Source organism: Ruegeria sp. CK3, from assembly GCF_056536565.1.
In genome coordinates, this window is record NZ_JBQFPV010000002.1 from 130,101 (window position 1) to 149,507 (window position 19,407).

At 58.0% G+C, this 19,407-nt stretch carries 17 protein-coding genes and 2 tRNA genes; 6 read left to right on the forward strand and 13 right to left on the reverse strand.

The features are described from left to right. Positions 1 to 5: 5 nt before the first annotated feature. The 3 genes from ACR0C3_RS02905 to ACR0C3_RS02915 all read right to left on the reverse strand — a co-directional run bounded on the left by ACR0C3_RS02905 (position 6) and on the right by ACR0C3_RS02915 (position 2,998). On the reverse strand, positions 6 to 1,046 hold the full coding sequence (locus ACR0C3_RS02905; RefSeq protein ID WP_170376212.1) for a TRAP transporter substrate-binding protein: 1,041 nt from the start codon (positions 1,044 to 1,046) through the stop codon (positions 6 to 8). A 66-nt stretch (positions 1,047 to 1,112) separates the two neighbouring features. Continuing rightward, positions 1,113 to 2,441: a TRAP transporter large permease subunit gene (locus tag ACR0C3_RS02910; protein WP_170551721.1), complete on the reverse strand. Its 1,329-nt coding sequence runs from the start codon at positions 2,439 to 2,441 to the stop codon at positions 1,113 to 1,115. Then, positions 2,438 to 2,998: a TRAP transporter small permease subunit gene (locus ACR0C3_RS02915; RefSeq protein ID WP_480757308.1), complete on the reverse strand. Its 561-nt coding sequence runs from the start codon at positions 2,996 to 2,998 to the stop codon at positions 2,438 to 2,440. The genes ACR0C3_RS02910 and ACR0C3_RS02915 overlap by 4 nt, the downstream gene beginning before the upstream one ends. 314 nt (positions 2,999 to 3,312) lie before the next feature. Here ACR0C3_RS02915 and ACR0C3_RS02920 point away from each other — a divergent pair, with 314 nt between their 5' ends. Then, entirely contained in the window at positions 3,313 to 4,716 is a 1,404-nt protein-coding gene (locus ACR0C3_RS02920) for an MATE family efflux transporter (RefSeq protein ID WP_480757075.1), read from the forward strand. Positions 4,717 to 4,987: 271 nt separating this feature from the next. Here ACR0C3_RS02920 and ACR0C3_RS02925 read toward each other — a convergent pair. The 6 genes from ACR0C3_RS02925 to ACR0C3_RS02950 all read right to left on the reverse strand — a co-directional run bounded on the left by ACR0C3_RS02925 (position 4,988) and on the right by ACR0C3_RS02950 (position 9,823). Further along, positions 4,988 to 5,062, reverse strand: a tRNA-Glu gene (locus tag ACR0C3_RS02925). A 26-nt stretch (positions 5,063 to 5,088) separates the two neighbouring features. Beyond that, positions 5,089 to 5,163: transfer RNA gene (locus tag ACR0C3_RS02930), tRNA-Glu, on the reverse strand. 108 nt (positions 5,164 to 5,271) lie between these two features. Next, positions 5,272 to 7,014, reverse strand: coding sequence for a single-stranded-DNA-specific exonuclease RecJ (gene recJ / locus ACR0C3_RS02935; protein ID WP_480757076.1), 1,743 nt, complete (start codon positions 7,012 to 7,014; stop codon positions 5,272 to 5,274). A 92-nt stretch (positions 7,015 to 7,106) separates the two neighbouring features. After that, the gene (gene glpX / locus ACR0C3_RS02940; protein ID WP_170376218.1) at positions 7,107 to 8,090 is read right to left on the reverse strand and encodes a class II fructose-bisphosphatase; all 984 of its coding nucleotides are present in this window, start codon (positions 8,088 to 8,090) and stop codon (positions 7,107 to 7,109) included. A 71-nt stretch (positions 8,091 to 8,161) separates the two neighbouring features. After that, complete coding sequence (locus ACR0C3_RS02945; protein WP_480757077.1) at positions 8,162 to 9,448, reverse strand: homoserine dehydrogenase; 1,287 nt, start codon at positions 9,446 to 9,448, stop codon at positions 8,162 to 8,164. 126 nt (positions 9,449 to 9,574) lie between these two features. Beyond that, a complete protein-coding gene (locus ACR0C3_RS02950; protein WP_170376852.1) occupies positions 9,575 to 9,823 on the reverse strand; it encodes a hypothetical protein in 249 nt (82 codons plus the stop codon). A gap of 99 nt (positions 9,824 to 9,922) precedes the next feature. Between ACR0C3_RS02950 and ACR0C3_RS02955 the strand changes: the two genes are divergently transcribed. Further along, on the forward strand, positions 9,923 to 10,510 hold the full coding sequence (locus ACR0C3_RS02955; protein ID WP_480757078.1) for a TetR/AcrR family transcriptional regulator: 588 nt from the start codon (positions 9,923 to 9,925) through the stop codon (positions 10,508 to 10,510). 24 nt (positions 10,511 to 10,534) lie between these two features. Here ACR0C3_RS02955 and ACR0C3_RS02960 read toward each other — a convergent pair whose 3' ends face one another. Continuing rightward, positions 10,535 to 11,446: a pirin family protein gene (locus ACR0C3_RS02960; protein WP_480757080.1), complete on the reverse strand. Its 912-nt coding sequence runs from the start codon at positions 11,444 to 11,446 to the stop codon at positions 10,535 to 10,537. 158 nt (positions 11,447 to 11,604) lie between these two features. On the opposite strand from ACR0C3_RS02960, the gene ACR0C3_RS02965 reads away from it, so the two are divergent. Continuing rightward, on the forward strand, positions 11,605 to 12,072 hold the full coding sequence (locus ACR0C3_RS02965; protein WP_480757082.1) for a hypothetical protein: 468 nt from the start codon (positions 11,605 to 11,607) through the stop codon (positions 12,070 to 12,072). Here ACR0C3_RS02965 and ACR0C3_RS02970 read toward each other — a convergent pair. Genes ACR0C3_RS02970 through ACR0C3_RS02980 form a run of 3 tightly spaced genes read right to left on the reverse strand, consistent with a single transcriptional unit; the run spans position 12,061 to position 14,997 of the window. Then, entirely contained in the window at positions 12,061 to 12,753 is a 693-nt protein-coding gene (locus ACR0C3_RS02970) for a TadE/TadG family type IV pilus assembly protein (RefSeq protein WP_480757083.1), read from the reverse strand. The two genes, ACR0C3_RS02965 and ACR0C3_RS02970, sit on opposite strands and share 12 nt — an antisense overlap. Then, on the reverse strand, positions 12,743 to 13,312 hold the full coding sequence (locus ACR0C3_RS02975) for a TadE/TadG family type IV pilus assembly protein (RefSeq protein WP_480524633.1): 570 nt from the start codon (positions 13,310 to 13,312) through the stop codon (positions 12,743 to 12,745). Before ACR0C3_RS02975 ends, ACR0C3_RS02970 begins: the two co-directional genes overlap by 11 nt. After that, positions 13,309 to 14,997, reverse strand: a complete 1,689-nt coding sequence (locus ACR0C3_RS02980) for a Tad domain-containing protein (RefSeq protein ID WP_480757085.1) — start codon at positions 14,995 to 14,997, stop codon at positions 13,309 to 13,311. The genes ACR0C3_RS02975 and ACR0C3_RS02980 overlap by 4 nt, the downstream gene beginning before the upstream one ends. Before the next feature lie 425 nt (positions 14,998 to 15,422). Between ACR0C3_RS02980 and ACR0C3_RS02985 the strand changes: the two genes are divergently transcribed. The 3 genes from ACR0C3_RS02985 (at position 15,423) to dnaG (ending at position 19,297) form a co-directional block, all read left to right on the forward strand. Continuing rightward, positions 15,423 to 16,853, forward strand: coding sequence for a Glu/Leu/Phe/Val family dehydrogenase (locus ACR0C3_RS02985; protein WP_170376235.1), 1,431 nt, complete (start codon positions 15,423 to 15,425; stop codon positions 16,851 to 16,853). Between the two features lie 117 nt (positions 16,854 to 16,970). Further along, positions 16,971 to 17,267, forward strand: a complete 297-nt coding sequence (locus ACR0C3_RS02990) for a hypothetical protein (RefSeq protein WP_170376237.1) — start codon at positions 16,971 to 16,973, stop codon at positions 17,265 to 17,267. Between the two features lie 80 nt (positions 17,268 to 17,347). After that, positions 17,348 to 19,297, forward strand: coding sequence for a DNA primase (dnaG, locus tag ACR0C3_RS02995; RefSeq protein ID WP_480757087.1), 1,950 nt, complete (start codon positions 17,348 to 17,350; stop codon positions 19,295 to 19,297). The last annotated feature ends 110 nt before the right edge of the window (positions 19,298 to 19,407 follow it).

Genomic DNA, 19,407 nt, shown 5'->3' on the forward strand with positions numbered 1-19,407 from the left:
GTTTTTTATTCGAAGTTATAGGGCACGCCGGCCTGATTGATGACGCTGTTATACTCTTGGAAGATGCCGATGATCTTCTGGTGGACTTCGCCTTCCTGAGCAATCTCGTCCCAGAACTCCTTGGCCGCATTCTCCACTTCGGCCCATTCGCCGGGCGGAACCGAGCGCAACTCCAGCTTGTCACCATTGGCCCGCAGAGCGGCTTCGCCACCCCAGTACCACTGGTTCCGATAAGTGTGTCCAGCCTCGATCCCGGCCATCACGACGGATTTCAGGTGATCCGGCAACTCGTTCCAACGCTCTTGGTTGGCGAACCACGATCCGATCCATGCGCCCGAGATGTTGTTGGTCAGGAAGTAGTCGGTCACATCAGCCCAGCCGACCGTGTAGTCCTCAGTAATGCCAGACCATGCCATGCCATCCAACTCACCCGTCTGAACGGCCACTTCGGCGTCCTCATAGGGGATGTTCACCGGAACCACGCCGAACTTGGCAAGGAAGCGACCAGCGGTCGGGAAGGTATAGAGCTTCAACCCATCCAGGTCAGCAACCGAGGTGATCTCCTTCTTGGTGTTGAAGTTGCACGGGTCCTGACCTGCGGCGGACAGCCATTGCACACCGACCTTGGCGTATTCGTCGCGCCAGATATCAGCCAGACCGTACTGGTTAAACAGGACAGGAACGTCGAGGATGTGCTTGGTTGCGAAAGGGAAATACCCTCCGAACACGCGCAGCGGCGTGGGCGAGGCCATTGAGTCATCGTCCGAATGCACACCGTCGATGGTGCCGCGCTGAAGCGCCTGGAACAGCTCTCCGGTGGGGACGATCTGGTCGGCATAGAACAGCTCGATCTCAAGCTCACCATTGGCGTTGGCGTTGATGTAATCGATGGCTGGTTTGGTCACATGCTCACCCAACGCACCCCCTGCGTAGGTCTGAAAGCGCCATTTGATCGGGGCCTGCGCTTTGACGATTGCGGGCGCTGCCAGTGTCGCAGGCGCGGCCAAAGCAGCAGTGCGTAAAAATCTGCGTCTTGTTGTTGTCATAGTCTTCCTCTCCTGTGCTTTTTGTTGAAATCGAACCGGTTTTTCCGGCTTCTCTTTCTTGTGTGCTCAGTTTCCGTAGACGACGCCCGGAAGCCACAATGCGATGTCGGGGAAGGCCATGACCAATCCCAGTGCCACAGCCATCACGCAGACAAACGGGATGATTGAGCGGTAAATGTCTTTGATCGTCACCTCAGGCGGGGCCATGGCCCGCATCAGGAACAGGTTATACCCGAACGGCGGTGTCATATAAGCGATTTGGCATGTGATCGTGTAGAGCACGCCATACCAGATCAGGTCAAACCCAAGCGCGCCGACCAGCGGCACGTAAAGGGGGGCGACGATGACCAGCATGGCCGTGTCATCGAGGAATGTCCCCATAAGTAGAAAGCTCAGCTGCATCAGGATCAGGATGATCCACGGGTTCAGGCCGAGTTGAACGGTAAACAGGTTCTCGATCGCTTTGACCGCGCCCAGACCGTCGAAGACGGCCCCAAAGGCAAGTGCGGCGAGGATGATCCACATGAACATGCAGGTGATGCCCAGCGTCTGCTTGATCGAGGTTTCAAAGACCTGCCATGTCATGCGCCGCTTCAGAACGGCTGCCAAAAAGGCCGCGATGGCACCAAGGGCCGAGCTTTCAACCAAGGATGTCCAGCCATTTACAAAGGGCACCATCATCACGGCGAAGATGCCCAGCGGCAGCAGGCCAGCGCCCAGTAGACGCATCTTTTCGCCCCATGTGACTTCCGCGCGTTCCTCCGCGCTCATCACGGGGCCAAGTGCCGGATTTATGCGGCAGCGGATGGCGATGTAGATGATGAACATCGTGGCCATCATCAGGCCGGGGATCACGCCGGCCAGCCAGAGTTGCCCGACCGGTTGGCGCGCGATCATGGCATAAAGGACCAGCACGACTGAGGGTGGCACCAGAATGCCCAAAGACGATCCGGCCTGTATCACGCCGGTGACCATCAGCTTGTCATAGTTGCGACGTAGCAGCTCGGGCAGGGCGATGGTGGCTCCGATCGCCATACCAGCCACAGACAGCCCGTTCATGGCCGAGATCAGAACCATGAGGCCGATGGTGCCAATGGCCAACCCACCGGACAGGCCGCCCATCCAGACGTGGAACATCCGATAGAGGTCATCGGCAATCCGGGACTCAGACAGGATGTAGCCCATGAAGATGAACATCGGCAGCGTCAGCAGGGGATACCAGCGCATCACCTTGATTGCCGCCGCAAAGCCTAGATCGTATCCTCCGCGGTCGCCCCAAAGGAAGAAGGCTGCGATTACGGCGACAAAGCCAATCGCGCCAAAGACCCGCTGACCGGTCAGCAACATCAGCATCATGGTCGAGAACATGAGCGCGGCAATCAGTTCGTAGCTCACCCGCGATGCCCTCCTTCAAGGTCTTCGGGGGCCATGTGGACGGGCTCATCATCCTTTTTGCCCATATCAAAGCCTTTGAAGCGCAGGATGTCCTTGCAGAGTTCCGAGATCGCCTGAAGCAGCATCAGAAAGATGCCGATAACCATTATGGTCTTGATCGGCCAGATATAGGGCCGCCAGGCCGAGGACGAACGCTCACCTCCATACTGGAACGAATACATCAAGCTGTCCCAGCCACCCCAGAGTAGAAAAGCGAGGTATGTAATTAGAAACAACACGGTCAGCGCGTCGATCTGGCTTTTCTTGCGGTCGGTCCATTCACCATAGAGCAGATCCATCCGGACATTCGCGCCCATCTGCATCGCGTAGGGCCCGCCCAGCATGTAGTAGGCCACCATCGCGAACTGCGCCATTTCCAGCGTCCACAGGGACGGCACGAAGAATGTCTTGGAAACCGAGGAATACAACAGGATCGCCATCATCACGAAGATGCCATACATGATCACGCGACCCAGCATCCGGTTGGCGCGGTCGATGAACCGCACGTAAGTCATCATGGGTCCTGTCACGAGAGGCAGACTTTCAGGCGTTTGGGGTCATCAGACCGAACGCAACCATGCCGATAGCGATGCTGACAGCAGCGCGTGTTCCGGGCAATGCATTGGTTTGATTCAGTGTTTTTGCTCACGCTGGTATCAGAACGAGATGGTTGGATTCTGTCAAGCACGGCGTCAGTTCAGGGCTTGCAAAACCCGACTCAGTGGTGATCGCCCGGAAATGGCCTGCCTTTTGGGCGAAATGAAACTGTTGACGCTGCGCTGCCATCTGAGAAGGTGACAGAACTCAAACGCCGTCGCAGAGCAGGTAGAACATGGCCAATCAATCCCAAGGCGAAGCCGTTTTCCTGAGTGGCAGCCTGATGAGACATGTCACGCGCATGTCTCTGACAACCAGTATCGGTCTGATGGCGATCTTTGCGGTCGATTTCGTCGACATGGTGTTTATCTCGATGCTTGGCAATGACGCGTTGGCCGCCGCCGTGGGATATGCCGGAACGCTTCTGTTTTTCACCAATGCAATCAATATCGGCCTGTCGATCTCGGCCGGCGCGTTAACGGCACGGGCCTTGGGGGCAGGGCGGCCGGAAGAGGCGCGGACATATGCCTCCAGCGTGGCCACGCTGGGTCTGTGCGTTGGGCTGATAACGCCGGTGCTGGTGCTTTGGAACCTCAGCGCGTTGTTGTCGTTATTGGGGGCCGAAGGCGAGGTTTTGAGGCTCGCCACACGCTATGTGTCGATCATTTTGCCGACCATGTGGGTGATGGCGATTGCGATGGTGGCTATGGGGGTTCTGCGCGCGCATGGGGATGCGCGGCGATCCATGATGGCGACGATCTATGGCGGCGTGGTGAACGCGGTTCTCGACCCGATCCTGATCTTCGCGGTTGGTTTGGGGCTCGACGGTGCAGCGATTGCATCGGTGCTGGCGCGGATATGCATGCTCGCGGCTGCGCTTTGGCCCGCCCTGCGCGTCCACCGAGGCTTTGCCCGCCCATCGCTGCGGCAAGTCGCATCCGATCTGAAACCGGTCCGGGCCATCGCGATCCCGGCCGTGCTGACCAACGTGGCAACGCCGATCGGCAATGCCATCGTCGTGCGTGAAATCGCCGAGTACGGGACGGATGCGGTGGCCGGAATGGCCGTGATCGGGCGGCTTCTGCCCGTGGCGTTCGCGGTCATTTTTGCGCTGTCTGGAGCGATCGGCCCCATCATCGGCCAGAACTTCGGGGCCGAGCAGTTCAACCGCGTGCGCGAGGCCTTTCTAGCCGGTATCAAATTCACGGCGATCTACGTTCTTGGAATGGCGGCTGTCCTATTCCTGCTGCGTGCTCCAATCGCAGATTTGTTCGCAGCCGAAGGCGAGACCCGCGTGTTGATCTACTTGTTTTGCGGACCGCTGGCGCTGGCGTCATTCTTCAACGGGGTCATTTTCGTTGCCAATGCCAGTTTCAACAACTTGGGCCATCCGGTCTACTCCACATGGATCAATTGGGGCCGCCACACAGTCGGCACTTGGGTCTTCGCCTCAATCGGATCGGCACTGGCCGGGGCGTCCGGAGTTCTGTTGGGGCAGGCTTTCGGAGGCATCATCTTCGCCGCGATCAGTTGGATACTGGTCGGCCGCGTTGTTTCAGGTCTGGAGCGCTCGCAGGCGATCGACCCGTTTGCCGGTCAGAATCGCCTGCATTCCTTGTTCGGCCGTCGCGGTTGGTAGCACCAGGCGTGTGCCGGTGAGCCATAGCCCTGCGTCAGCCATTTGATTCAACGATCTGTTTGAGATTGAAACGGTTGAAAAGCGAGACAATCTGGCGGAGGTTTGGGGTTCTGTAACGAAAGGTCGCCCAAGTGTTTTGCACAAGTGGTTATTTGGCAACCACAACTGAAAAAGCGCCGATAGAAATCAAAGAGAGAAGCATCAAAGAGAAAGCAGCTTAAGACTGAAGCCAGACTTCTGGTTTTCTTCTAGATATTGAATGCTGGTGAAGTGGCAGCCCGTAGGGGAATCGAACCCCTCTTTCCAGGTTGAAAACCTGGCGTCCTAACCGATAGACGAACGGGCCACTGAGCCTTGGCTCACAAGCAAAAATGGCAGCCCGTAGGGGAATCGAACCCCTCTTTCCAGGTTGAAAACCTGGCGTCCTAACCGATAGACGAACGGGCCACGCTAGCTTGTGGAGGGCCTTTTACGGTTTCACCCCGACCCCCGCAAGCCGAAAAATGCAGGGATGCGAAAGTTTTTTGAACTGTCCTGCCGTTGCCTTGAAACCAGTCATTTTGCCTCGGCAGCGTCCTCAAGTCGAAGCTGTACGTTCTGGCGACCACCCCATGTGTTTACCTCCAGCCGACCGGCGAAATGAAAGCGCGCTCCGCCGTGATTTGAAAGCTTTTCACCCATCGGTCCGTCAAAGGCTCCGAATGCGATGGCGTCCAGCCCGCCGCCAAGGCCATCCGCAAGCGAGAGCTTCAGATGCGACTCACCGGCCCGTTTGGCAAAACGCACCTGCAGGTCGGGTAGGGCGTAACGCGGGGCAGGGGCGCTGGCCCCAAAAGGCCCGGCTTTCTCAATTTGTTCAATCAGATCCACTGTCGCGGCGCCGGGCATCAACGCCCCGTCGAGCTTCATGTCCGCCGGACCACCTTGCCCCGCGCCTTGTTTTTCCAGCAGTTCTGACAGGCGCTTCATGGCCGGTTCCAACTGTTCGCGCATCACGGTTAGCCCGGCCGCCATCTTGTGACCGCCGCCTTTGACCAACAACCCCTCAGCCGCCAGCCGCTGAATCGAGGCCCCCAGATCAACGCCCGACACCGACCGCCCTGATCCTTTGCCTTCATCTCCGTCAAAGCCGATCACAATGGCTGGTCGGTTGGCGTTTTCTTTCAGGCGCGAGGCGACGATACCGACAACGCCCGGATGCCAACCTTCGCCAGCGGCCCAAACCAAGGGCGCGTCCAAACCGCGCTCCTGCGCCTGCTCAAGCGCCGCAACGCGTACGGCATTTTCGATATCGCGCCGTTCAGAGTTCAGCGCGTCTAGCCGTTCGGAGAGAGCCTGCGCTTCGTGCAAAGAGTCGGTGCTGAGCAGTCGCGCTCCAAGATCGGCTTGTCCGATGCGTCCCCCGGCGTTCACCCTAGGTCCCAACAGAAACCCGAGGTGATAGCTGTTTGGCGCGGCATCCATGCGTGCTACATCCGATAACGCGACAAGACCGGGGCGCTGACGGCCTGCCATGACCTTCAAACCTTGTCGGACCAAAGCGCGGTTCGCCTCGATCAACGGGGCAACATCGGCGACAGTCGCCAGCGCGACCAGATCTAGCAGAGGCACCAAATCCGGTCCCTTCGCCCCAGCCTCCCGCATTTGCCGCCCAGCCTCGACCAGCATCAGGAAGACAACGCCTGCCGCACAGAGATAGCCCAGATCGCCGCTTTCATCCTGCCGGTTCGGGTTCACCACGGCCACACAATCCGGCAAAGTCTCACCGCCGAGATGGTGATCCAGCACGATCACATCAGCCCCTTTTGCTGCAGCGATCGGATCATGGCTCAGCGTGCCGCAATCCACGCAGATGATCAGGTCATGCGCCGCTGCCAGCGATTGCAGCGCAGGCACGTTCGGCCCATAGCCTTCGTCGATGCGGTCCGGCACATAGAGCGTCGCCTGCAGACCCATCTGTCGCAGCCAGACCAGCAGTAATGCCGCCGAACTGCCTCCATCCACATCATAATCCGCAAAAACTGCGATCCGCTGCTTTTCGCGCACCGCTTTCAGAAACCGGGTCGCAGCGGTCTCCATATCTTTCATGCTGCGAGGGTCGGGCAAAAGCTCTTTCAGCTTTGGCTCCAGAAAACCAGCAGCCTCCATCGGAGGGACGCCCCGCCGCGCCAGCACTTGGCAAACGGCACGCGGCAAACCGGCCTGCTGCACCAGCATTTCAGTCGCGCGCTCAACCTCGGGCGCGGGCCCTACCCAGCGCCGGCCTGTCAAAGATTGTTCAACCCCAAGAAAACTCATCGCGCCTCTCATATGCCAAGGCCGGACCCATTTGGACCCGGCCTCTTCATCTTTTCACAGATACTCTCGCCGAAGGTATCGGCGCAAGCCGCTTAGGCTTCGTCGTGCGACCACATCGGCGTGCGGTAGGACATGCGGCGAACCGACCCGGTTTTCGAGCGCATCAGAAGGGTGGTGGTTTCAACCCAGCCCGGCTCACGCTTGATGCGCGGCAGCAGAGAGCCACCTGTTACGCCAGTTGCGGCAAAGATCACATCCGCCGTCACCATCTCGTCACGTGCATAGACACGGTCAAGATCGGTGATGCCTGCCTTGGCGGCGCGACCACGTTCGTCATCGTTGCGGAACAGCAAGCGGCCAAAAATCTGACCACCCATGCATTTCAGAGCAGCGGCAGCCAGGACGCCTTCGGGCGCGCCACCCTGGCCCATATACATGTCGATGCCGGTGGTTTCGCTTTCGGCGCAATGCATAACACCTGCCACATCGCCGTCAGTGATCAGACGGATCGAGGCACCGGTTTCGCGCACCTCGGCGATCATCGCCTCATGGCGCGGACGCTCCAGGATGCAAACGGTAATATCGGCTGGTTCGCACCCCTTGGCCTTGGCCAATGCCTCAACACGTTCGCGCGGACTCATGTCGAGCGAGACAACGCCTTCGGGGTAGCCGGGGCCAACGGCCAGCTTGTCCATATACACGTCCGGCGCATGCAGCATCGAGCCGCGCGGGCCCATGGCAATCACGGTCAGTGCGTTTGGCATGTCCTTTGCGGTCAGCGTAGTGCCTTCCAGCGGGTCCAGCGCGATATCCACGCCGGGGCCTTCGCCGGTACCGACCTCTTCACCGATATAGAGCATCGGCGCTTCGTCACGCTCGCCTTCGCCGATGACCACGACACCCGCGATATCCAGCAGGTTCAACTGCTCGCGCATCGCGTTCACGGCGGCCTGGTCGGCAGCTTTCTCGTCACCACGCCCCACCAGCGAGGCCGAGGCAAGCGCGGCCTGTTCCGCGACCCGTGCTAGGCCCAAAGACAGCAGGCGGTCGTTAAAATCGATTTTGGCAGGGTTCATGCGTTGTATTCCTTTGGCAGGCAATGGCGTTTCGTCTGGCATAGCCTGCGGATGGCGCAGGCTGCAAGGGTTCAGACCTGTTCGATGCGCAGCGCGACAGGCTCGCCCGCGACAACATCGGTCGTCCGGAACCCGTCCAGCGCCACATCCAGAGTGGCCCGCGTGGTTTTGTGCGTGACAATCAAAACGGGGGCTGTGCTGTCGCTGTGGCCGTACTGGCGCATCCGGTCAATCGACACGCCCGCATCGCCCAGAATGGCCGCAACCTTGGCCAGCGCTCCGGGTTTGTCCAGCAAGCCCAGACGCAGGTAATACGGCGCAGGCAGGCCTGTGATGGCTGGGGTGGCGTCTTGAAGGCTGGACGCAGGGCGCCCGAAGGTCGAGATTTTCAGACCCCGTGCCAGATCGCAAACATCGCCCATCACTGCGCTTGCGGTTGGTCCTTCGCCCGCTCCGGGGCCGCGCAGTACCACTTGTTCAACTGCGTCGCCTTCGATGACCACCATATTGGTGCCGCCTTCGAGTTGACCAAGCGGCGAGTCGCTGGGCACGAGGCAGGGCTGCATACGCTGTTCCAGACCGCGTGCGGTGCGTTGGGCCAGACCCAGCAGCTTGATCCGGTAGCCCATGTCATGTGCCTGATGGATATCGTCGAGGCTGATGTGCTGGATGCCTTCAATCTCGATCCCGTCGAAATTCGGCTTCGTGCCAAACGCGATCGAGGACAGCAGGGCCAGTTTATGCGCCGCGTCAATACCACCCACATCCAGGTTCGGATCCGCTTCGAGGTAACCCAGTTCAGCGCATTCATCGAATAGCGCGTTATAGCCTTTTTCCTGCGATTGCATGCGGGTCAGGATGTAGTTGCATGTGCCGTTCATCACGCCCATCACGCGGGTGATCTCGTTTCCAGCCAGACCTTCGGTGAGGGATTTGATCACCGGGATGCCTCCGGCAACGGCGGCCTCGAACCGGATCACGCGGCTTGCGGCTTCGGCCTTCTCGGCCAGTTCCTGACCATGGATGGCCAGCAGGGCTTTGTTGGCCGTAACAACATCCTTGCCGCTGGCCAGCGCCGCCTCGACCGAGGCTTTGGCCGGGCCGTTTTCACCGCCCATCAACTCGACAAACACGTCCACGTCATCGCGTTCTGCCAAGGCTACGGGATCGGTTTCCCACGCATAGTCCGACAGATTCACGCCCCGATCCTTGCTTGAATCACGGGCCGAGACAGCGACGATTTCAATCGGGCGTCCGGTGCGCGCCTGCAGCAGATCGGCATGACGCCGGACAATCCGGACAACACCCACGCCAACAGTTCCCAAGCCCGCAATTCCAAGCCGCAGCGCCTGTGTCATCCCGTGGGTTCCTTTCGCTCGTACCAGTCTGATTTCGGGCCTTTTGCCCGTTCAGCGCTGCCTTAGCCGGTTCAGGGCACGGGCGCAATCCGTCACGCGTCAGCCGGGGCTGGGAAAAGCCGATCTTTAGTTGATCTGCGCGTTTTGCAGCGCCTCGGCTTTCTTTGCCAAAGCCTCGCTCCGGGCAGTCAGGTCCTGCTCAACGGCTGAGGCTTCGCTGACCGGATCGGCAGGCGCGCCCAGAACGTTGGGTAGGGGCAAAAGCTTGGGGTAAGGCGCCGTCTTGACCGCGCGGGATTCGCTGCCTTCCAACTCAGGGAAATTGGTGCATCCGGCAAGGGTCAGGATCAGAACCAGAACAGGCAGGCGCTTCATAACAGGTGCTTTCACAAGGGACTGGTCTTGTGATGCCTCTTTTACCCGATCTGTTCAAGCGGGGTTCTATCTGAACATACGTTCAGATAGTGTCTGTCCATGGCTCGTACACAGGGATCACATTCGGACATAACCGGCCCGCGCATCCGCAAGGCAGCGTTGGGTCTTTTTGCGCGCCATGGCTATGCCGCCGTTTCGATGCGCCAGATCGCCAAAGAGGTCGGCGTTCAGGCCGGGGCGCTGTATAACTACACGCCCGACAAGCAAAGCCTGTTGTTTCGCCTGATGCGCGACCACATGCAGGAGTTGCAGCAAGCCTATGATGCGCTTGGTGAAACCGGCGACGCGCAAGAGGCTCTGCGCCGCTTTGTCGGGTTCCACATCCGGTTTCATCTGGAACGCCCCGACGAGGTTTTCATCGCCTATATGGAGTTGCGCAATCTGACGCCGGACAACTTCGCAGAGATCGAGGATCTGCGCCGCGCCTACGAGGACTCTCTGGAGCGGATATTGAGTGAGGGCCAGAAAGCCGGTCACTTCGCGATCTCGGACACCAAGATCGCCACGCTGGCGGTGATTGCCATGCTGAATGGTGTGATGACCTGGTATCGCTCGGGTGGGCGATTGTCGTTGGACGAGGTCGAGCAGATCTATTGGGACATGGTCCACCGCGCAGTGACGGCCTGACCCAAAGATGGGTCAGGCTTGACCTTAGTGGGCAGGGCGAATGAAGGTTCCATTGCGGAGCTCACGAAACGCCTGTTCCAGTTCGGCACGCGTGTTCATGACGATGGGCCCGTGCCACGCCACAGGCTCATCAATCGGTGCGCCCGAGATCAGCAGAAAGCGAACACCTTCAGGCCCGGCCTGAACCGTAATCTCATCCCCGGTGCCAAACCTTACCAGAGTGCGGTCTCCGGACATGTCGCGGATATTGACCTCTTGCCCGGCGACTTCCTTTTCCAGCAAAACCCCAGTCGGTTGGGACGCATCGGCAAAGGCTGCCTGACCCTGAAACACATAGGCAAAGGCGCGGCGGTAGGTGTCGATCTTGAAGGTCTTTTTGACACCGGCCGGAATATGCACGTCCAGATATTGCGGATCTGCTGCAATACCGTCCACCGGGCCGGTTTTGCCCCAGAACTCACCCACGATGACACGTACTGTGGTGCCGTCATCGTCGACGACCTCGGGAATCTCTTTGGCCTGAACGTCCTGATAGCGCGGAGCGGTCATTTTCTGATCCGCGGGCAGGTTACCCCAGAGTTGAAACCCGTGCATCTGGCCCGAGGTATTCCCGTGCGGCATTTCCTGATGCAATATGCCGGACCCCGCCGTCATCCATTGCACGTCACCCGCGCCGAGCGTCCCGCTGTTGCCCAGCGAATCCGAATGCTCGACCGTGCCGGACAGCACATAGGTGATCGTCTCGATCCCGCGATGAGGATGCCAGGGAAATCCGGCCTGATAGTCTTGCGGGCGTTCATTGCGAAAGTCGTCGAACAACAGAAACGGGTCCAATTCGGACGGGTCCTGAAACCCGAAGGCACGATGCAGCTTGACGCCTGCACCTTCCATCGTCGGTACGGCCTTGCGTGTTTCCAATGTGGGTCTGAGGGACATGGCAAACTCCTTCATTTGTTCGCAGGATGTATGCCCATCCGGGGAGTGGTCAATTTGCGCAGGGGCACCATGAATGTGCGCAAATGTAGGGCAGGGGAGGGCCTGTTTATTTCTGCGCAAAGCGGATACACGAGACAGCAGACAGACAGGAGGCAGTCATGCAGGACGAAGTGCTGGCAACGATCGAGGCATCATCCCCAAGACGGGTGGCCGGTGTTGCTATGCTGGGCAGCGTAGGTGTTTTGGTTATTTACGTGGCACTGGCTTCTCCGCCCGAACTCGTCTGGCAGTTGTTTTTATTGGCGGTTGGCGCGTCTTCTTTGTGGTTGGCCTATCGCGTTTGGATGGCCACTCAGGACAGGATCGAGCTGACTGCATCAGAGCTGCGCACCGGATCGGGGCAGGTGATTGCGCGGGTTGAGGAGATTGAGGCTGTCGACCGAGGTGTTTTCGCGTTCAAACCGTCCAATGGGTTTCTGGTGCGAACTCGCAAAAAGGCCGGTAACGTCTGGGCGCCTGGTCTTTGGTGGCGGCTAGGCCGCCGGGTTGGCGTCGGCGGCATGACAGCGTCCGCCGAGGCCAAGTTCATGTCAGAGATACTCTCGGCTATGGTGTTACAGCGTTGACGGCTCCACAGTGGTGTTATCTTCGGGAGTACTGTCGTCATGTCCGCTATCACCCCCGCCGTCACCCACGTTGTTGGCGTCCTTGCACGAGTCTGGCCCTTCGATGAAGGTGTATCCGCGGGGTTGTGTGAAGATGAACTTGTCGATGAAGAAGTCGTTGCTGCCGAACCCGAGTTTGAACGGACGCACGTAATGGTGCCTTGTCTCTACCAAAATCATCGTGGCATTGTCCGCCATGATCGGAATGCGATCTGAGACCTGATTAACTGTTTCGTTCGACCACCGCACTAGCCCTTCACCGCGCGTACAAGACCACTCTACGAAATGACGATCGTCACTGTCCGTGCCTTCGTCGCCAGTGTCCCAACGCACGAAAGAGATCCGCAACGCCAACCCGTTGCCTTCCTCAATCATGTACTTCTGAAGATCGTACATTGATGTGATGTACTGATCTGTCACCGTGTTCTTTTCTCGGGACAGGATATCGGCAACGGCGTAGGCCGCTTTCAGGTTGCTGGCGCCCTGACGATATCCGTCGAAATAGGTATACGTTGTCCAGACGGACCAGAAGAGTAGGGGAAACACCATGATGGCTTCGATGCTGACGACGCCGTCTTCTTTTTGAAGAAACCGCGAAGTGGCATTGCCAAGGTGCTGCTTGATAAATGACTTAAGGTTCATGGACAAACACCGTTGTTGCATGAAGTTCATACTGTCCGTCGGGGTCTTGTCGAGCTAGCTGGCCAAGAGTAGTGCCGAAGAACAAAGGAGAGATTTCGACACACGCCCGAATGATCATCAGTTCGTTTGCCGTTCCGGGTGAAAAGATCTGGTCGTCTTTGCCGCGAATTTCTTCAGGGGTATCCACGCAAAACGGACGATCAAAATCGCCAGTAAGGACCGTACTACTGTCGAATTGATTGACCCTCGTCATCTCAACCGCAAGGCTATTCATGCAGTCTGGAATGCCACCTGCTTCATCGCAGATGATCTGTTTGATCAGATCATGCGTCCAAGCAGTTTCGCCTTCATAGAGATCAATCCGGTTCATCCGCACATCTTGGATCGTTGAATCCAAGGCGCGCTCCAGGTTGGCATGGTTCCACGCCACGATCCCCATCTCGACCCCGGAATAGGTGGTCATTATGAAAATCGGAAACCACATCACAAATTCGATTGTGGCCATTCCCTTTTCTTCGCGGCGAAACCTTCGCAGCACTTTTTTCAGATGTCGGATCATTGGGTCAGCCTCAGATTCTGGATGCTCGCCGCGATATCGTCGAAGACTTCGCCAATCTCGGATCCTGTCGGTGCGAAATATGCGTTTTCATCCGATTTGCAGTACCATAGGAGGTTTCGACCGTTGGTGGTGGCCTCGTAAGCGACCGAGAAGATCAAGATGTTTCTTGCGCCCGATTTCGCATAGTCGCACATCGCTTCGACCTGATCGTCTTTTGTGGAACGGTTTTCGGTCTCAGTTGCCGCATAGTACCAGTTGTATGCATAGGTCGAACCCACGGAATCATACAGCAACTTATAGATTTCATATCGCGAGGTGCGCTCCCACAAGGCAGGCCATGTCAGAGAAAAGGCGGTCCCATTTTCATCGATCTGGCGAACCTCGTCCCTGTCGAGGTTGTCGCAATAGCCGCTGCTGTAGTAGGTTCCTCTGCAAAGGTAGACATCGAAATCGCTGTTGCCAAATGCGTGGTCCTGATACTCGTCGCGCACCCAGTATTTACCGCGACTGCTGTCCCAATATGCCCTGTCTACGCCCAGCCACGCATATCTGAAGCTGTCTTCGTTCTCGTCATAATGGTTCACATTGACGGAATAGATGTCTTCGTCTCCGTTCCACCAGATGCCTGATTGGCCATCGTTGTATGGCGGTTTCACCCAAGTGCGAGAAGTGTTTTCACCGTCGGTCATCAGAACGATGACTTTCATCGTGTCACTGCCGACGCTATCGGCAGGACGGCCCGCGAAATCGGCTGGTACCTGGCCGTTTGCGATCATGTTGGTGACTACGGGGCGGAAGTTTTCGTCTAGCACCGTCAGTGCCCATTTCATACCGACGTTGATCGACGTGTTGTCGCGCGCGTAAAACGAGTCGATGTAATTGTGTAGGTTCGTCTCGTTGTTCTGGTGAACAACAAGCTGACGACTGGCTTCAGAACGGCACCGTTCGTCAATGCGCGGTGAGCTGAACCCGCCGGACGGACGCTGATCGCCGCCATAGCGTGAATAGTATAGCGATTGGTTGTAGGTTTTCGTCAGATCGAACGCGCCTGCCGCCAGATCCGAGGTTTCAAAATCGATGCAGTTCGCAAATCTATTGGAGCCGGCAGTCGTAAGCTGGTTCATGACGGCAGAAGGGACACCCACCTGCGTTGCATAGGGAATAATCGAGATCGAGAGCTTGTCGGAACTTGTGTTCTCATACATTTTGGTGACAAAGCTCTTGGCTGCACCTTGCAGATTGGTCAGGCGCGACCCTCTCATGGAACCTGAAACATCCAGAACCATCGCGATTTCGACGTTGCCGATGGACTCTTCGGCGACGCTGACAACGTTCACGTTGATCGAGTCGACGTCCCACCATTTCATGAAATGCATGCGGACCGGCATCGTGGCACTTGCCTCAACGCGGCGCTGTCCGACGATTAACTTGTTTCCGTCATCATCGCAGGATCTTGGGGAGACTACGACTTCTCCATCTAGGAATGTGTCTAGGTTTTCTTTGACCAGATAGTCCTGCACGACGTCTTTTGGGCAAAGATTCTGCTGGAGGTCAGCGGCGGCCAGAACTGCGCGGTCCAGCGAATACTGAAGGCGCGCGCGTTCGTGGTCATAGCGCATCATGTCGACGGCAAATCCACCCACCGTGAAGATGATAAGGATCAAGCTCAGCGTCAGGATGGTCATGGTCCCGCGCTCGGAGCGCAGGAACGACGCAGCACCTTTGTCGGAGCGGTTGAATTGCTCAGTTCGTCTGGGTTCAGAATTCCTAAACACTTTTCTCATATCTAATCCCTGCAGGTAATCCGGCGCACGGAAGGCGGGTCATATCAACTTAAAGAATGTAGTCGGCGAACGTGGCGAGATTTGGGCGACTTTGCCACTATGCTGCTGGGATTGAACGGCAAACCGCTGCATTTGACGGGATGACGGTCGCTTTGTTTCTGTTGTGTCGACAATGATCGCCACAAAAATTTCCAAGGCGACTCAGCAGGGGGTTTTTATCACCCGTTTATAAAGTGATGAAATTTTCATCATAAAAGATTGCAGCTTCGGGCCAGTGGTGCGACAAAACGCCATAACGTTCGTCATTCACCGGTACGGAGGGATTAATGACCAGCACCAAGGAACCGAGCTTTCGTGAAAGTGTGGATCTGATGTTCAACAGGGCGGCGTCCCTGATGGATCTGCCGCCCGGTCTGGAGCAGAAAATCCGGGTTTGCAATGCCACCTACACGGTTCGTTTCGGGGTGCGTCTGCGCGGTGAGATTCATACCTTCACCGGCTACCGTTCCGTGCATTCCGAACATATGGAGCCGGTCAAAGGCGGAATCCGTTATGCCTTGGCAGTGAACCAGGACGAGGTTGAGGCGCTTGCAGCGCTGATGACCTACAAATGCGCCCTGGTTGAGACGCCGTTTGGCGGCTCGAAAGGTGGGCTGTGTATTGATCCGCGCAAATACGAAGAACATGAGATGGAGCAGATCACCCGACGCTTTGCTTATGAGCTGGCGAAGCGCGATCTGATCAATCCATCGCAAAACGTTCCGGCCCCTGACATGGGCACGGGTGAGCGTGAGATGGCCTGGATGGCTGACCAATACGCGCGGATGAACACTACCGACATCAACGCGCGCGCATGTGTGACGGGCAAACCGTTGAACGCAGGCGGCATCGCTGGTCGCGTCGAGGCGACAGGGCGGGGCATCCAATACGCACTACGCGAGTTCTTCCGTCACCCCGAGGACATCGCCAAGGCCGGTTTGTCCGGCAAACTGGACGGCAAGCGTGTCGTCGTACAGGGGTTGGGTAACGTGGGCTACCACGCGGCCAAGTTCCTCGCTGAAGAAGACGGATCGCGTATTATCGGGATCATCGAATGGGACGGCGCGCTGTATAACCCGGACGGTATCGACGTTGAGGCGGTGCGCAACTGGATCGTCAAACATGGTGGCGTGAAGGATTTCCCGGACGCGACCCACTCAACTGATGGCGCTTCGGTGCTTGAGGCAGACTGCGACATCCTGATCCCGGCGGCTCTTGAAGGTGTCATCAATCTGGACAATGCCGACAGGATCAAGGCGCCGCTGATCATCGAGGCCGCGAATGGACCGGTGACCGCGGGTGCAGATGAAATTCTGCGTAAGAAGGGCACCGTCATCATTCCTGATATGTATGCTAATGCGGGCGGTGTGACGGTCTCGTATTTCGAATGGGTGAAGAACCTCAGCCACATTCGATTTGGTCGCATGCAGCGCCGTCAAGAAGAGGCACGGCATGAGTTGATCGTAAGCGAGCTTGAACGGCTGGATCGTTATCTGGGCGATGCCTGGTCAATGTCGCCGGACTTCAAGGCCAAGTACCTCAAAGGTGCGGATGAGCTGGAGCTGGTGCGCTCGGGCCTCGATGACACGATGCGGATCGCTTACCAGTCCATGCGCGAGGTCTGGCACAGCCGCGACGATGTCGAGGATCTGCGCACCGCGGCCTATATCGTTGCAATTGATCGCGTGGCCAAAAGCTACCGGGCCAAAGGCCTGTGACAACTGGCGCACGGGGTGGCTTTTCTGCCCCGTGCGCAAACTGAATGCAGCGCGTCGATTGCGAAAACGGTACTGGCGAGTAAGCTGCGCGCAGACAAACGAATCCGGGAGACCTCAATGTTGCGTATCGCCATCGCTGCAGCCTTGCTTGCAACGCCTCTGGCCGCCGCCGAAACCAAGGAACAAAGCTGCCAGTATCAGGCCGATGTCGTGGCCGCGATCCAGAAAGCGCGTCTGGACAAGGTGAAAGAGCGCGACGTTGTGGAGGCCGTGGCTGAAACCAGCCCCACTTGGCCCGAGAACTATAACGCTGCGATTCCGTTAATCACGCCCTGGGTCTATGAGCAAAAGATGCGCGACGTGCGCAAAAAGGATCTTGGTGCGGCATGGCTCGAGCTGTGTTTGCAGCAATAATCCACAGCTCAGCAATTTCCCTGTGGACAACCGCGCGTCATCCCCTTGGCGCGCGTTTTCATTTCTGGCAGGTTTGAGCCATGTCATTGCCCCCCGGATTTCTCGATGAGCTGCGCACCCGGCTGAGCCTGTCTCAGGTTGTTGGGCGTAAAGTCATGTGGGATCAGCGAAAATCCAATCAGGGCAAGGGGGACATGTGGGCGCCGTGCCCGTTTCACCACGAAAAAACGGCGTCTTTTCACGTGGATGACCAAAAGGGCTTCTACTACTGCTTTGGCTGTCATGCCAAAGGCAACGCATTTACTTTCGTACAGGAAACGGAAAACGTATCCTTCATGGAGGCGGTAGAAATCCTGGCGCGTGAAGCTGGCATGCCGATGCCTGCGCGCGACCCGAAAGCGCAAGAGAAACAAGACCGCCGCACGCAACTGGCCGAGGTGATGGAGCAGGCGGTTCAGTTCTTTCGCCTGCAACTCAAGACCGGGGCAGGCAGTGCGGCGCGCGACTATCTGGGCCGTAGGGGTTTGGACGCCAAGGCGTTGGAGCGATGGGAGATCGGTTTTGCCCTGGACGGCTGGCAGGCGCTTTGGGACCATCTGACCGGCAAGAACGTGGCCGAGGATCTGATCCTCGGGGCGGGTCTGGCCAAGCCATCGAACAAGGGCAAAAAGCCCTACGACACGTTTCGCAACCGGATCATATTCCCGATCCGTGATCCGCGCGGTCGGTGTATTGCATTCGGCGGTCGGGCGATGGACCCGAATGACAACGCCAAATATCTGAACTCACCCGAGACCGAGTTGTTCGACAAGGGCCACAGCCTGTACAACCACGGGCCTGCGCGGCAGGCTGCCGGGAAGGGGCAGCCGCTGATCGTGGCCGAGGGCTATATGGACGTCATCGCGCTGGCCGAGGCTGGGTTCGGGGCGTCGGTTGCTCCGCTTGGGACGGCGATTACCGAACATCAGTTGCAGCTGCTCTGGCGGATTTCGAATGAGCCGATCATTGCGCTGGATGGCGACACGGCTGGCCTGCGCGCGGCGATGCGGGCCGTTGACCTGGCCTTGCCGCTACTTGAGGCCGGAAAGTCCCTGCGCTTTGCGCTGATGCCGGAGGGGAAGGACCCGGATGATCTGCTACGGGCCGACGGGGCGGGGGCTGTACAGGCCGTGCTGGACGGGGCCATCCCGATGGTGAAGTTGCTTTGGCAGCGCGAGACTGAGGGCAAGGTTTTTGACAGCCCTGAACGCAAAGCTGCGCTCGACAAGGTGCTGCGGGACAAGATCAAGCTGATCCGTGACCCCTCGATCCGATCGCATTACGGGCAAGAGATCAAAGATCTGCGCTGGCAATTGTTTCGCCCGCAGAGGCAGTCACAAAACCGTGCGTGGCAACCAAAAGGGAAGTGGCAGCCGCAGAAACAGCCTGCGACCGCGGGCGCGCGGGCCTCGTTCCTGGCGTCCTCGGACAATGCGGACATCCATCTGCGCGAAGCCGCGATTCTGGCCATTGCGATTCTGAACCCGCAGGTCGTGGTCCAGTTTGAGGCGCAGCTGGAAGAGATGGATTGTCACGATCCTGATCACGCAGCCCTGCGTCACGCCATTTTGCGCCATGCGATTGATGATCCTGAAAACCTTCGGGACCATATCGTTGAAACTTTGGGGGCCGAACCTCTTGAAAATCTGCTGAGCCTTCGCCATGTCGCAGTGATCCCCTGTGTGTTCAAACCAGGCGACGTTGAAAAGGCCGAGATGACACTGGCCGAGGAACTCGCGAAAATCAAAGCGCTCCGGGGGTTGGATGCTGAGATTGCCGAAGCCGCAGAGGAACTTTCTGATCTGGCCGATGAGGCGTTGACATATCGGCTGGCGCAAGCCGCCGAGGAGCGTAACCGCACAAGCCGCAGCCAGAATGAAGACAGGGCCGTTTTCGACATTGCCGACAATGGCGCGCGAATCAATCGCGACGAAAAGGATGCGTTCAAGGCAATCATGTCCGGGATCAATTTCGAACGGAAACGTCGCTGAAGTGATGTTTTCGTAAAGCACTGGAAAAGAAAAACAGGTAAACGGGTGGCCGAATCAGTTTCACGCGCTAATGATTCGGATCAAACGAATCACCCATCCCTGCAGGAGCA